Below are 13,378 nucleotides of genomic sequence, written 5' to 3'. Positions count from 1 at the left end.
TTCCCCCACTCCGTCGCTGCTTCGCAGCGACACCTCTCCCCCCTCCGGAGGGAGAGGAAGGGAGCCTTGCTGAATGAAGTTCGCGCCCTTCCTCTCCCCCGTCGATCGGGGGAGAGGTGTCGAGCGAAGCTCGACGGAGTGGGGGTCGACTTATTCCCAGATCAATCATTTGCGCACCGCGCCGAAGGTGATGCCGCGCAGCAATTGCTTGCGGAGCAGGATGGTGAAGACAAGGATCGGAACCAGGAAGATCGTCGTGCCGGCCGCGACCGCCGGCCAGTCCTGCCCGCCTTCGCCGATGATGGTCGGGATGAAGGGCGGTGCGGTCTGTGCCGTGCCCGAGGTCAGAAGTGCTGCGAACGCATATTCGTTCCAGGCGAAGATCAGGCAGAAGATGGCGGTCGCGGCAATACCGGTGGTCGCTTGCGGTAGCACCGTGCGCCAGAAGGCCTGCAGTCGCGTATAGCCGTCGATCATCGCCGCCTCCTCATATTCGCGCGGGATCTCGTCGATGAAGCCTTTGAGCAGCCATACCGCGAGTGACACGTTGACCGCCGTGTAAAGCAGGATCATGCCGAGTGCTGTGTCCGACAGGCCGAGCTCGCGGTACATCAGGTAGATAGGAATCGCGACCGCGATCGGCGGCATGAAGCGTGTCGACAGGATGAAGAACAGAAGGTCGTCGGCAAGCGGGACCTTGAAGCGCGAAAACCCGTACGCCGACAACGTGCCGAGAAACACCGCGCAGAAGGTCGAGCCGAAGGCGATGATCAGCGAATTGATGAAGCGCGGCAGGAAGTTGGACGGCCCGGCGATCACCATGTTGCGCTTGCGCACCGTCTCGTCGCAGAAGCCGGTCGCCGGTCCGAGCGAGTTGATGTATTCCGGCGTCTGCCTGGTCCGCGTCGTGAACAGGTTGCAGTAGCCCTCGATGCTCGGCTGGAACACGACCTTGGGCGGGTAGGCGATCGAATCCGGCGGCGTCTTGAAGCTGGTGGCGAAGATCCACAGCAGCGGCACGATTGAGATCAGCGCATAGGCGATGATGATCGCGCCGGCGATGCGCTTCGAACCAGCCGAGGGGGCGACGACCGAATGGGCTGTGGTCAGGCTCATCTCTGCTTCACCTTGTTGAGCGCCTTGACGTAGATGTTGGCCAGACCGAACACCGCGACGAACAGGATAATGGCGAAGGCCGAGGAATAGCCGGTGCGCCAGCTTTCGAAGGCTTGCCGCTTCAGCGTGATCGAGGCCACCTCGGTGGTGGAGCCCGGTCCGCCGCCGGTCAGCAGATTGACCATGTCGAACATCTTGAAGTTCTCGATGCCGCGAAACAGCACCGCCAGCATGATGAAGGGTAGCGCCATCGGCAGCGTGATCGACCAGAACTGCCGCCAGTTGGAGGCACGGTCGACCTCGGCCGCCTCATAGATGTATTCGGGGATGGAACGCAGGCCCGCCAGGCAGATCAGCATCACGTAGGGCGTCCACATCCAGGTGTCGACGATGATGATCGACCACGGCGCCAGCGAGACGTTGGAAAGCATCTGGATGCTTGTCGGCGGAATGCCCGACACGAACGAGATGACATAGGAGAACAGCCCGATCTGCGGCTCGTAGAGGAAGCGCCAGAAATTGCCGACCACCGCCGGCGACAGCATCATCGGCACCAGGATCAGCGTCGTCCAGAAGGCGTGGCCGCGGAACTTCCTGTCGATCAGCCAGGCCAGCGTGAAGCCGATCAGCGTCTGCAAGAGGATGGTCCAGAACACGAAATGCGCCGTCGTCTGCATGGCGATCCAGATGTCCTGGTCGCCGAGGATGCGCCGGTAATTGGCGAAACCGAGGTTCTTCACCACTTCGTTGGGGCGGTTGGCGCGGAAATTGGTGAACGACAGATAGATCGCCCAGAACAGCGGGAAGATGTTGATGGCGAGCAGCAACAGGATCGTCGGCGAGATGAACAGCCAGGCGAGGCCCTTGTCGCTGATGCCACGGACCTTGCGCGCCAACGGTTCCGGGGTCGCCCGGGCAACGTTGTCCGCAGTCCGATTGAGCATGGTTAGTCCTGCTTCGGTCACGGGTCAGACTCGATGATGGAACTTATCTGAACTGCGTCCCGTGCCAAGGGCGGCACGGGACGCGGCGGTCACGGCTCGGGAGGAGCCTTGGATATTGCCTCGCGGCTACATCTTGCCGTCGTCCTGGAAGACCTGTGTCCAGTCCTTGACCAGCCCGTCGAGCGCGTCCTTGGCCGAGCCCTGGCCGGCGACGACATAGTCATGGAAGCGCTTCTGCGAGGCCTGCAGCAGCGGTGCGTAGCTGGGTTCGGCCCAGAAGTCCTTCACGATGGCCATGGAGTCGAGGAAGGCCTGCGCATAGGGCTGGCTGGACGGGAACTTCGGATCCTTCACCACCGCGTTCAGGCAGGAATAGCCGCCGAGCGACCACCACTTGGCCTGCACGTCCTTGTTGGCGAACCACTTGATGTATTTCAGCGCCGATTCCTGCTTGTCGGAATAGGACACCACCGAAATGCCCTGGCCGCCGAGTTGGGCGAACTGGTCGCCGTCGGGACCCTTCGGGTTGACGAAATAGCCGATCTTGTCGCCGCCGACATTCTCGTCCTTCTGCAGGCCCGGCCATGTGAAGGCGAAGTTCATGTGCATCGCCACTTGGCCGGATTTGAAGGCATCGACGCCTTCACCCATGTAGCTGTTGGAGGCGCCGGGTGGGGTGCAGCAATCATAGAGAGCCTTGTAGAATTCCAGCCCCTTCGCCGATTTCTCGGAGTTGACGAAACCTTCCATCTCGTAGGGCTTCTTCGGATTCTCGTACTGGAAGCCGTAGCTGTAGAGCACGTCCATGGCGCCCATGGTGATGCCTTCGGAACCGCGCTCGGTATAGATCGAGGCGCCGTAGACGGTCTTGCCGTCGATCTGCCGCTTCTGGAAGAATTCGGCGATCTGCTTCAACTGGTCGAAGGTAGTCGGCGGGCCGAGATCCCAGCCGTACTTCTCCTTGAATTCCTTCTGCAGTTCGGGCTTGGAGAACCAGTCCTTGCGATAGGTCCAGCCGACGACGTCGCCCATGGCCGGTAGCGCCCAGTAGTTGGGCGTGTTCTTCGGCCATTCCGAATAGCCGACGACCGTCGCCGGCACGAAGTCGTCCATGCTGATCTTCTCCTTGTCGAAGAAGTCGTTCAGCTTGACGTAGTGGCCGTTCTCGGCCGCGCCGCCGATCCACTGGCTGTCGCCGATGATCAGGTCGCAGAGCTTGCCGTGCGAGTTCAGTTCGTTGAGGAACCGGTCGGCATAGTTGGTCCACGGCACGAACTCGAATTTCATGCCGATGCCGGTTTCCTTGGTGAAATCCTTGGACAGTTCGACAAGTGCATTGGCCGGGTCCCAGGCGGCCCAGCACAGCGTCAGGTCTTCGGCGTGCGCGGCGTTCGAGGCGGCTGTCGACGCTGTGATCGCCGAGGTCAGTCCCAACGCCAGTTTCAAACTCGATTTCATGCCTTCCTCCCATTTGTGAAACACGCCCGGATGGCGGTCTCGAGAACCCTTAACCTCTCTCCTCAGAGGCCCAAACATGGCGGCTGCGTCACGCTGCCGGATGTTTAGTAATTTGTTTAGTAATGCAATTTCTACTAAACAAGGCAAGCGAATTCGTTGCTGCGCCGCAACATGCTTGCACCGGTCTCTGAAAACGTTGGGAAAAGTGCCGAGCGCCGGTTGGACGATCGCGGAGTGTGGACGCGGTCCGGGGTTCAGTCGACCCGCCTGGTGCTCACCATCACCGTCCTGATCGGCGGCGCCGGCGGCAGCAGCGCGCGGATGTCGCCGAAGGGAAACGTCGGCTCGAAGCGGAAGGCTTCGGCCAGCGACCCTTGCGCGCCATTGCATTGGCCCGAGCGGAAAAGGTTTTGCGTCAGCGCGATATCGACGAAGCGATCCGGGTCCTGCGACTGGTGCATGCGGATCGCCTTGGCCTTGATGTCGGCATGAGCGGAAATATCGACATAGTGCGTCGGCGAGAACCCGGTGCCGCCCATCGTATCGGCATGCAGCACGGGGACGCCGAACGACGCGGCGATGCGCACGCCGTCCGACAGCGCGCGATGGTCGGCGTGATAGTCGTTGGGCGCGTGCGTGATCACGAGATCCGGCCCGATTTCGTCGATCAGCGTTTTCAGCGCGTCGATCAGTGCGGCGTCGGCCACCAGGCCGCCATCGGGAAAGTCGAGGAAGCGCGGCGCCGCCCCGAGCAGCGCGGCCGCGGCCGTCGCTTCCTCGCGGCGGACACGAGCCAGAACGGCGGGATCGCTCTTGCCGCCCCTGGCACCATCGGTGGCCACGGCAAAACTGAGTTCTGCGCCTTGCGCGGCATAGGCGGCCATCGTACCGAACATGAAGATCTCGATGTCGTCCGCATGCGCACCGAGCGCCAGTATTTTCAACTTTATCTCCCCGGAAATGAAAACGTGCCGAACGGAATCCTGCTCGCCCTGATCGCCTATGCAAGCTATTCGGGCAGCGATGCCGTTATCAAGAGCCTGGGCGGCCAATTCACGGTGTTCGAGATCGGCTTCTTCTCGACATTGTTCGCCGGCTGCTTTCTCTTCTTCAGTCGGCCGGCCAACGAGCGCTGGCGTGATTTCTGGCGCACCAAACGTCCCTGGGCGGTGCAGGCGCGGGCCTGGGCCGGCATCGCGTCGGGCGTGCTCAGCGTCTATGCTTTCACCACCATTCCACTGGCCGAGGCCTATGCGCTTATCTTTCTGGCGCCGCTCTGCGTCACCATTCTGTCCACCGTGATCCTCAAGGAAAAGGTCGGCCCTTGGCGCTGGCTGGCGGTGGTCGCCGGCTTTGCCGGCGTCATGCTGGTTGTCAGGCCGGGCTTTCGCGAACTGCACCTCGGCCACCTAGCCGCCTTCACCATCGCCTTCCTCGCGGCCACCAACGTCATCCTGATGCGTTCGCTGGCGCAGCAGGAAAAACGCACGACCATACTCGGCGTGCTGATCGGTTACGGACTGCTGTTCAACGGCATCGGCGCCGCCGCGACCTCCTTCACCGTTCCTGACGGAAGACAGCTGGCCTGGCTGGCGATGGCGGGCGCATTCACCGCCTGTGGACAATTGCTGCAGTTGCTGGCCGTCAAATACGCGCCCGCCAACCGGATCGCGCCGACGCATTATTCGCAGATTGTCTGGGCGGTCATCCTCGGCGCGCTGTTCTTCCAGGAATACCCGGACTGGCTGTCGCTTGTCGGTCTCGCGGTCGTCGGCGGATCCGGCCTGCTGACCATGGTGCGCGAGGAAGCGCGGCTGGGTACGGTGCGCTGGAATCCGTTTTCGCGAGCCCGGCTTTGAGCCGCCGCAGTCCGACAAGTTGCACGGCCCCCGTGACGGCTGATATGCGGGCGCAATGACGACCAAACCCTTGCCGGAGCTTCCGGTATCCGCCGTGCTGCCGGCGCTGAGCGCGGCGCTCGGCTCTGGCAACAGCGCCGTGCTGGTGGCGCCGCCCGGCGCCGGCAAGACCACGCTGGTGCCGCTAGCGCTGCTCGATGCGCCCTGGCTGGGCACGGGCAAGATCGTATTGCTCGAACCGCGCCGGCTGGCCGCCCGCGCCGCGGCGCGCCGCATGGCCGAACTGCTGGGGGAAGAGCCGGGCGCCACCGTCGGCTACGCCATGCGGATGGAAAACCGCAGCTCGGCGCGGACGAAAATCCTGGTCGTCACCGAGGGCGTTCTGTCGCGCATGGTCCTCGAGGACCCTGAACTGCCTGGCGTTTGCGCCGTCATTTTCGACGAATTCCACGAGCGTTCGCTCGACGGCGATTTCGGTCTCGCTCTCGCCCTCGATGTGCAGGGCGCGCTGCGGCCGGATTTGCGGCTGCTGGTGATGTCGGCAACGCTCGACGGCGCACGGGTCGCGAAACTCCTGTCGGGCGCGCCGGTGATCGAAAGCGAGGGCCGCGCCTTCCCCGTCGATATCAGGTACGACGAACGGCCGGCCGGCGTGCCGATCGAGGACGCCATGGCCAAGGCGATCCGCTCCGCCCTTGCCGGCGAGAGCGGTAGCGTGCTTGCCTTCCTGCCCGGCCAACGCGAGATCGAGCGCACCGCCGAACGGCTGGCCGGCAAGGTCGGCGCCGACACCGATATCGTCCCGCTCTATGGCCAGCTCGACGGCAAGGCGCAGGACGCGGCGATCAAGCCGGCGCCGCCAAGCCGCCGCAAGGTGGTGCTGGCGACCTCGATCGCCGAGACCTCCATCACCATCGACGGCGTGCGCGTCGTCATCGATTCCGGTCTGTCGCGGCTGCCACTCTATGAGCCGGCCAGCGGCCTGACACGGCTGGAGACAGTTCGCGTCAGCAAGGCTTCCGCCGACCAGCGCGCCGGCCGCGCCGGGCGCACGCAGGCTGGCGTCGCCATCCGGCTGTGGCGGGCCGAGCAGACGGCGGCGCTTCCCGCCTTCACGCCGCCGGAAATCCTCGAGGCGGACCTGTCCGGCCTGCTGCTGGACTGCGCCGCCTTCGGTGTCGCCGATCCCGGGACGCTCGCTTTCCTCGATCCGCCGCCGGCTCCCGCGCTCAACGAGGCAAGGGCGCTGTTGCGCGCGCTCGATGCCATCGACGAGGCAGGCCGCTTGACGGACGCGGGCACGTCGATGCGCAAGCTCGCTTTGCCGGTGCGGCTGGCGCATATGGTCGCCGAGGCGGCCGGCAGCGGCCATGGCGGCGAAGCAGCCATGATCGCCGTGCTGCTCACCGAGCGTGGCCTTGGCGGCGACGGTGCCGACCTCGAACGGCGGCTGATGCGCTTTCACGGCGAGAAATCGCCGCGTGCCACGTCGGCGCGCCAGCTTGCCGAGCGCCTGGCCAAGCAGGTAGGCGCTGCGAAGACCAGCGGAGTTGCTCCAGCCGGTGCCCTGCTCATCCATGCCTGGCCGGACCGCGTCGCCAAGGCGCGCGGCGAGCGCGGCCGTTTCGTGCTGGCCAACGGCTCCGGCGCCATGCTCAACGCCGCCGATCCGCTGGCGGGCGAACCCTTTCTGGTCGTCGCCGACCTGCAGGGCAAGGCGCAGAATGCCCGCATCACGGCAGCGGCGGCAATCAGCGAGGAGGACATTCGGTCAGCACTTGTAGGCAAGATCGAAACGCGCAGGCAGACGAGCTTCGACCGCGAGCGCCGCGCCGTGCGGGTGCGCGAAACCGTGCGTCTCGGCGCCATCACGCTCGCCGAACGCATGCTGCCGCCGCCGGCCGGCGCCGATGCCGACCGCGCCATCATCGAGGCCGTGCGCGAGCATGGGCTTTCCCTTTTGACCTGGAGCAAGGAGGCCCAGACGCTGCGCCACAGGCTATCCTGGCTGCACAAAGGCCTGGGCGCGCCCTGGCCCGACATGTCGGATGAAGCGCTCGCCGAGCGCCTCGACGACTGGCTGCTGCCGTTTCTGTCCGGTGCGGCATCCCTGGCCGCCATTGATCCCGGCGTGATCTCGGCAGGGCTGGAGTCGCTCGTGCCGCACGACCTGCAGCGTAAGGTCGATGCGCTGGCGCCGACCCATTTCGACGCGCCGTCGGGCAGCCATGTTCCCATCCGCTATGACGGCGAACGGCCGGTTCTGGCGGTCCGCGTCCAGGAACTGTTTGGCCTCGACCGCCATCCTTCGATCGCCAGCGGCACCGTGCCCCTGACGCTCGAGCTGTTGTCGCCGGCGCACCGGCCGATCCAGACGACGCGCGACCTGCCCGGCTTCTGGCGCGGCTCCTGGGCTGACGTGCGCGCCGAGATGCGCGGCCGCTATCCCAGGCATGTCTGGCCGGAAAACCCGCTGCTCGCCGCCGCCACCGCCCGCGCCAAGCCGCGCGGGACCTAGCCTTGGGCATAACGCACGCGTTGGCGATTGGCCTAAGCGCTCATCACTTCGTCATCCACGGGCGAGGCAAGGAGCGTAGCGACGCAGCGTAGACCCAGGGATGACGAAGTTGGGGAGGCCTTGGGCTGTACAGCGCTACTGGCGCTCGCCGCCCCACGGCTGTAATCCATGGCCATGATCAACATTCTGAACACGCCCGATTTCCAGCAGAGCCAGCGACTGCGCCTCAACACGCTGATCCGGCTGCGCTGGCTGGCCATCGTCGGTCAAAGCGTGGCGGTGCTCGTCGTCGCCTACGGGCTGAAATTCCCGCTGCCGGTCAGCCTGTGTTTCGCCCTGATCGCCGGTTCGGCCTGGATGAACCTGTTTCTGGCCTTCCGCTTTCCGGCCGCGCACCGGCTCACCCCGTTCGCCGCCTTCGGCATTCTGATCTTCGACAGCCTGCAGCTTGCCGGCCTGCTCTACATGACCGGCGGCCTGACCAATCCGTTCTCGCTGCTGATGACCGTGCCCGTCGTCATTTCGGCGACCTCGCTGCCCCTTCGGCTCACCGCCATCCTCGGCGGGCTGGTGATGATAGCGGCGACCTTGCTGGTCTTCCGACATCTGCCGCTGCCCTGGCATGAAGGCGCGCCGCTGGTGATGCCCTTCATCTACGTCGCCGGCATGTGGATGGCGGTGCTGTCGTCCATCGCCTTCACTGCCATCTATGCCTTCCGGGTGGCCGCCGAGGCCCGGCTTCTGGCCAACGCGCTGGCCGCCACCGAACTGGTGTTGCAGCGCGAGCAGCATCTTTCGGCACTCGACGGCCTGGCCGCCGCCGCCGCGCACGAACTCGGCACGCCGCTCGCCACCATCACGCTGGTCGCCAAGGAAATGGAAAAGGCGCTCGGCAGCGATCCGAAATACGGGGAAGACGTGAAGCTGCTGCGCTCGCAGAGCGAGCGCTGCCGCGAAATCCTCAAGCGCCTGACCAGCCTGTCGTCTGAGGGCGAGGCACATCTGTCCCGTCTGCCGCTGACCTCGCTGGTCGAGGAGGTCACCGCGCCGCATCGCGACTTCGGCATCTCGATCAAGCTTCGCCCCGGAGAGCGGACCGGACCGGAGCCGGTCGGTCGGCGCAATCCGGGTGTCATCTATGGCCTCGGCAACCTGGTCGAGAACGCCGTCGATTTCGCCCGCAAGAGCGTCACCATACGCTGGAGCTGGGACGAGGCGACGGTCTCCTTCTCGATCACCGATGACGGCCCGGGTTTTCCGCCCGAGATCATCGACCGCATTGGCGAGCCCTATATGTCGACACGCCAAGGCAATGAAGCCGGAGGCGGCCTCGGGCTCGGCCTGTTCATCGCCAAGACATTGCTCGAACGTTCGGGCGCCACGCTCGATTTCCGCAACTCGAGCGGCCTCGGCGAAGGGGCCGTGGTGCGGATTTCATGGCCGAGAAGCGTCTTCCTGAACCCGGAATCCGCCCCGGCGACCATGTTTGACACTGCGTAATTGGACAATAGCCCCGCAAAACTATATCTGCGTAAAAATAAGGCAGCAGGAATTTTCGAGACGATGACAGGCGATGAAAACAGTGGGCCCATGGTCGAAGGCGAGGACACCTCGCTTCTGATCGTCGATGACGACAAGCCGTTCCTGACCCGTCTGGCCCGCGCCATGGAAACCAGGGGCTTCGTGGTCGAGACCGCCGAGAGCGTCGAGGAGGCCGTGGGCAAGGCCCGCGCCAATCCGCCCGCTTATGCGGTGGTCGACATGCGGCTGGGCGACGGCAACGGCCTCGACGTGGTCGCCGCCATCCGCGAGAAGCGCGAGGATTCCCGCACCATCATCCTGACCGGCTACGGCAACATCGCCACCGCGGTGACAGCCGTAAAGCTCGGCGCTGTCGACTATCTGTCGAAGCCCGCCGATGCCGACGATGTTTTTGCGGCACTGACCCGCACCACCGGCGAGCGCGCAGCGCCTCCGGAAAACCCGATGTCGGCCGATCGCGTGCGCTGGGAACATATCCAGCGCGTCTACGAAATGTGCGAGCGCAACGTCTCCGAGACCGCGCGCCGGCTCAACATGCATCGCCGCACGCTGCAGCGGATCCTGGCCAAGCGCGCGCCGCGCTAGGATCGACGGATCGGTTCGGACCATGCCAATTTCGAACTCAGCGCCGCCCCTCATTGCCCTGCCGGGCATTTCTCCCCGTATAGTGACGGGGAGAAAGAGGCTGGCTGCGATGACGGCGCCCTTCTTGCGACGCAGGTGATTGGCCAAGCCGACGGTGACAGCGTCCCTCTCCCCGTCACTATACGGGGAGAGGAAGCCGGTCCACCCTCCGCAGCTGCAGCGCAGCTGCTGCGGAGGACGGGCAGGCAGGTGAGGGGCGGCGCCGGAGCTTGGATAGGGGCGCCCGCCGAGCAGGCTAGGTAACGGAGGCAAAATGCAGGATTTGAAGCAACGGCCGGTTTCCGTCTTTCGCGAATTCCTGGACAGCGAGGCGGCCGGCGGGATCATCCTGATGGCGGCGGCCGCCCTTGCCCTGATCGTCGCCAATTCGCCGCTTGCCGAAACCTATTTCTCCGTCCTCCACGCCTATCTCGGCCCGCTCAGCGTCTCGCACTGGGTCAATGACGGACTGATGGCGGTGTTCTTCCTGCTCGTCGGGCTGGAGATCAAGCGCGAGATGCTGGACGGCCAGCTCTCGACCTGGCCGCGCCGGGTGCTGCCCGGCATCGCCGCGGCCGGCGGCATGGTGGTGCCGGCGCTGGTCTATGTCGCCGTCAACAGCAACAACCCGGCCGCATTGTCCGGCTGGGCGATCCCGACCGCCACCGATATCGCCTTCGCCCTCGGCGTGCTGTCGCTGCTCGGCAGCCGCGTGCCGGCCTCGCTGAAGGTCTTCCTGACGGCGCTTGCCATCATCGACGACCTGGGCGCCGTCATCATCATCGCCATATTCTACACCAGCGGCCTATCGCTGGCCTACCTCGGCGCGGCCTTCGCCGTCATTGCCGCGCTTGTCGTGCTCAACCGCATGCGGGTGATGACGCTGGTGCCTTATCTCGTGCTTGGCGCCATCCTGTGGGTGCTGGTGCTGAAGTCGGGCGTCCATGCCACACTCGCCGGCGTGGCGCTGGCGCTCACCATTCCGCTCGAACGCTCCGCCGGGATCGGCCACGATCTCGACCATTCGCCGCTGCACCGGCTCGAGCATAGTCTGCACAAGCTGGTGGCGTTCATCGTCGTGCCGATCTTCGGCTTCGCGAATGCCGGCGTTTCGCTTGCCGGCCTGAGCGTCAGTGCCTTGATCGAGCCTCTGACGCTGGGCGTCGCGGCCGGTCTCGTCGTCGGCAAGCTGGTCGGCGTGTTCGGCTCCTCCGCGCTCGCCATCCGCCTCGGCCTCGCCGACCTGCCGGCCCATGCTGGCTGGTCGCACATGATCGGCATTTCGCTGCTGTGCGGCATCGGCTTCACCATGAGCCTGTTCATCGGCCTGCTCGCCTTCGCCAGCGACGTGGCGCTGCAGGACGCGGTCAAGGTCGGCATTCTCGCGGGTTCCTTCGTAGCCGCGCTGCTTGGCGCCACGGTGCTGCTGATGGCGCCGGCTGCGAGTGGAGTAGAAGAAGCGGAAGAGTAGGATGGCCTGCCCTAAAACGTGACCGCTGTTTCGACGCGAATCCACTTTTCGGCGAATGTCGCGCCGCCCCTCATCTGCCTGCCGGCATCTTCTCCCCGTAAACGGGGCGAAGGGGCTGGCCGCAACCCCGCCACCTTTCTCTGCAATGTCGGCGATCGGCGAAATCCGCGACGAGAGCGTCCTTCTCCCCGTCGCTATACGGGGAGAAGATGCCGGCAGGCAGATGAGGGGCGGCGCCAGCACCCTGACAGTTGCGGGCGTCAATTTCAGGGCCGCGTTTACTCGCTCTCCCCCTCCAGCGCCGGAACTGCCACGCCCGCAAGCTCTGCCGCGAGAAGCCGCGCCGCGCCCGCGCGCGCAATCCTCAGCATCAATGCCTTGCGCGTTGCCGCCGCCATGCGATGCTCCGGCGCGTCGCGCAGGATTTCGGCGCCATAGCCGTCGGAGAGGATGAAGCCGCATTCTTCGGGAAAGATTTCGGCTGGCACGCCGGGATGGGTAGCAAAGAAGAAACGGTCGGAATGCAGCCGGTAATCAGGCCATTTGCGGTCGACGCGAAAATCCTCGATCGAGGATTTGATCTCGATGATCCAGATATCGCCTTGCCGGGTCAGCGCCACGAGGTCGGCGCGGCGGCCGGTGGCCAGCGACAGTTCGGGCAGCACATGCGCGCCCATTTGCATCAGCAGCCGCTGCACGCCCCGCCGCACCAGCATGGCGCGCTCGGACTGGCGACCGTCGATCAGAGGGTTCAGGGGAATCGGGGAGATGATTGGCATGGCAGGCACCATGCCAGATTTTGTTCACGGTTTGAACCCGTTTTCCGTTGGCGATTATATATTTGACAAACCCAAAGTGAAATAGGAATGTATGCCTGACAGGACGGCACTCTCTCATCACGCTATCCAGCCGTTGGCGAGTTCTATGCGCGCTGATATGGTGCGCGCCCATGGATCGGAAGATTTTAAGCTATGGACGCGGAGGGGCGATTGGCGTTTTTCTCGGCCATATCTTGTATATGATTTTCCACGGTGACGTCCTGCGCAGCATCTTAGAAAGCGCCGCAATATATGCCGTGATCGGGATATCCATCGTTCTGCTTATCGAACGCGGTTTTAAGCGGTGGGGCACCAAGCAGCCTTAGCTTGCACATCGTATCCCGGCGCTATCTACCCCTAGGCCCGCTAGGGAAAAGCCCCGGCGCTTGGGCCAGCACCAGGGCTTTTGACATGTACGAGCCACACCAGCATGTCCGCTTATGAGCATGTGCTGATATCGTGAAGGCTGTATCGGCTCGCCAACCGGCAATGCTGCACGTGCTAAGACAACGATATTGACCTATCTTTGCCTAGCGCAAGCCTCCCTTTCATGCCAGTGAACCAAGGGACAGGTCGCAGGGTTTTGTAAACCCTAGTAATGGCGCGATATAGGCGAGCGCTAATATTGAAGTAGTCGTCAGGTTCCCACGGTTCCATGACCTGGCGAGGGTGGTGATGCCGACAGACGCCCCGTTTCAACCTCAAAAAGAATGCTGGCTCGAAAAACCAAATCTCCGCCGCCATCTTTGACTACGATCACCAGCTTGTGGTCATCGCCATCCGGAAGCGCGTTTCTCGTCATCTCTGCCAGGAAATTGATTGCTTCATACCTGACAACGGCAACGTCCTGGCACTCTGTGCCCCCATCGTCAGGGAAGCTCGTTCCGTTGTTGTCGAGGTGGAAATAATAGAGCGCCATTCCGCCCCACCTAGAGCGGCGCCATGGATTTCCTAGCAGGCTGTTGAAGAAGGATCACGTTTGGCCTTGAGGATAGCCTCGTCACCGTTGTGGTAGGCGAATGTGATGT

General features: G+C 64.1%; 12 protein-coding genes. 6 read left to right on the top strand and 6 right to left on the bottom strand.

Annotation, left to right across the window (positions count from 1 at the left end; translation table 11 throughout):
- Nucleotides 1–165 precede the first annotated feature (165 nt).
- The 4 genes from LB536_RS07340 to LB536_RS07325 form a co-directional block, all read right to left on the bottom strand.
- Nucleotides 166–1,116, bottom strand: coding sequence for a carbohydrate ABC transporter permease (locus tag LB536_RS07340; RefSeq protein WP_140812096.1), 951 nt, complete (start codon nt 1,114–1,116; stop codon nt 166–168).
- On the bottom strand, nt 1,113–2,060 hold the full coding sequence (locus LB536_RS07335) for a carbohydrate ABC transporter permease (protein WP_140760709.1): 948 nt from the start codon (nt 2,058–2,060) through the stop codon (nt 1,113–1,115). Before LB536_RS07335 ends, LB536_RS07340 begins: the two co-directional genes overlap by 4 nt.
- 126 nt (nt 2,061–2,186) lie before the next feature.
- Nucleotides 2,187–3,518, bottom strand: coding sequence for an ABC transporter substrate-binding protein (locus tag LB536_RS07330; RefSeq protein ID WP_140812097.1), 1,332 nt, complete (start codon nt 3,516–3,518; stop codon nt 2,187–2,189).
- Between the two features lie 254 nt (nt 3,519–3,772).
- Nucleotides 3,773–4,462: a PIG-L deacetylase family protein gene (locus tag LB536_RS07325; protein WP_224590657.1), complete on the bottom strand. Its 690-nt coding sequence runs from the start codon at nt 4,460–4,462 to the stop codon at nt 3,773–3,775.
- Nucleotides 4,463–4,486: 24 nt separating this feature from the next.
- Between LB536_RS07325 and LB536_RS07320 the strand changes: the two genes are divergently transcribed.
- The 5 genes from LB536_RS07320 (at nt 4,487) to nhaA (ending at nt 11,532) form a co-directional block, all read left to right on the top strand.
- Nucleotides 4,487–5,377, top strand: a complete 891-nt coding sequence (locus LB536_RS07320; protein WP_224590655.1) for a DMT family transporter — start codon at nt 4,487–4,489, stop codon at nt 5,375–5,377.
- Between the two features lie 55 nt (nt 5,378–5,432).
- Nucleotides 5,433–7,895 (top strand): ATP-dependent helicase HrpB, encoded by a 2,463-nt coding sequence (hrpB, locus tag LB536_RS07315; protein ID WP_224590653.1) that lies wholly within the window; start codon nt 5,433–5,435, stop codon nt 7,893–7,895.
- Between the two features lie 168 nt (nt 7,896–8,063).
- Nucleotides 8,064–9,395 carry an ActS/PrrB/RegB family redox-sensitive histidine kinase gene (locus tag LB536_RS07310; protein ID WP_140812101.1) on the top strand — a complete coding sequence of 444 codons (1,332 nt, stop codon included), beginning with the start codon at nt 8,064–8,066 and terminating at the stop codon, nt 9,393–9,395.
- A 63-nt stretch (nt 9,396–9,458) separates the two neighbouring features.
- Nucleotides 9,459–10,022 (top strand): ActR/PrrA/RegA family redox response regulator transcription factor, encoded by a 564-nt coding sequence (locus tag LB536_RS07305; protein WP_015314185.1) that lies wholly within the window; start codon nt 9,459–9,461, stop codon nt 10,020–10,022.
- A 313-nt stretch (nt 10,023–10,335) separates the two neighbouring features.
- A complete protein-coding gene (gene nhaA, locus LB536_RS07300; protein WP_224590651.1) occupies nt 10,336–11,532 on the top strand; it encodes a Na+/H+ antiporter NhaA in 1,197 nt (398 codons plus the stop codon).
- A gap of 278 nt (nt 11,533–11,810) precedes the next feature.
- Here the strand turns inward: nhaA and LB536_RS07295 are convergent, their stop codons facing one another.
- Nucleotides 11,811–12,311: an MmcB family DNA repair protein gene (locus LB536_RS07295; RefSeq protein WP_189591065.1), complete on the bottom strand. Its 501-nt coding sequence runs from the start codon at nt 12,309–12,311 to the stop codon at nt 11,811–11,813.
- 170 nt (nt 12,312–12,481) lie between these two features.
- Here LB536_RS07295 and LB536_RS07290 point away from each other — a divergent pair, with 170 nt between their 5' ends.
- Complete coding sequence (locus LB536_RS07290; protein ID WP_224590649.1) at nt 12,482–12,676, top strand: hypothetical protein; 195 nt, start codon at nt 12,482–12,484, stop codon at nt 12,674–12,676.
- Nucleotides 12,677–12,987: 311 nt separating this feature from the next.
- Here the strand turns inward: LB536_RS07290 and LB536_RS07285 are convergent, their stop codons facing one another.
- A complete protein-coding gene (locus tag LB536_RS07285) occupies nt 12,988–13,269 on the bottom strand; it encodes a DUF6894 family protein (RefSeq protein ID WP_224590647.1) in 282 nt (93 codons plus the stop codon).
- Between the last annotated feature and the right edge of the window lie 109 nt (nt 13,270–13,378).

This window comes from Mesorhizobium sp. ES1-3, assembly GCF_020164795.1.
Classification (GTDB): domain Bacteria; phylum Pseudomonadota; class Alphaproteobacteria; order Rhizobiales; family Rhizobiaceae; genus Mesorhizobium.
The sequence above is the reverse complement of the archived record's forward strand: the minus strand, read 5'-3'. Positions and strand labels throughout refer to the sequence as shown.

What these genes read in the sequence shown, in the direction of transcription:
- hrpB (WP_224590653.1), top strand. Translation starts at nt 5,433, where the DNA reads ATGACGACCAAACCCTTGCCGGAGCTTCCGGTATCCGCCGTGCTGCCG.
- LB536_RS07285 (WP_224590647.1), bottom strand. Translation starts at nt 13,269, where the DNA reads ATGGCGCTCTATTATTTCCACCTCGACAACAACGGAACGAGCTTCCCT.
- LB536_RS07310 (WP_140812101.1), top strand. Translation starts at nt 8,064, where the DNA reads ATGGCCATGATCAACATTCTGAACACGCCCGATTTCCAGCAGAGCCAG.
- nhaA (WP_224590651.1), top strand. Translation starts at nt 10,336, where the DNA reads ATGCAGGATTTGAAGCAACGGCCGGTTTCCGTCTTTCGCGAATTCCTG.
- LB536_RS07340 (WP_140812096.1), bottom strand. Translation starts at nt 1,116, where the DNA reads ATGAGCCTGACCACAGCCCATTCGGTCGTCGCCCCCTCGGCTGGTTCG.
- LB536_RS07330 (WP_140812097.1), bottom strand. Translation starts at nt 3,518, where the DNA reads ATGAAATCGAGTTTGAAACTGGCGTTGGGACTGACCTCGGCGATCACA.
- LB536_RS07295 (WP_189591065.1), bottom strand. Translation starts at nt 12,311, where the DNA reads ATGCCAATCATCTCCCCGATTCCCCTGAACCCTCTGATCGACGGTCGC.
- LB536_RS07305 (WP_015314185.1), top strand. Translation starts at nt 9,459, where the DNA reads ATGACAGGCGATGAAAACAGTGGGCCCATGGTCGAAGGCGAGGACACC.
- LB536_RS07290 (WP_224590649.1), top strand. Translation starts at nt 12,482, where the DNA reads ATGGATCGGAAGATTTTAAGCTATGGACGCGGAGGGGCGATTGGCGTT.
- LB536_RS07335 (WP_140760709.1), bottom strand. Translation starts at nt 2,060, where the DNA reads ATGCTCAATCGGACTGCGGACAACGTTGCCCGGGCGACCCCGGAACCG.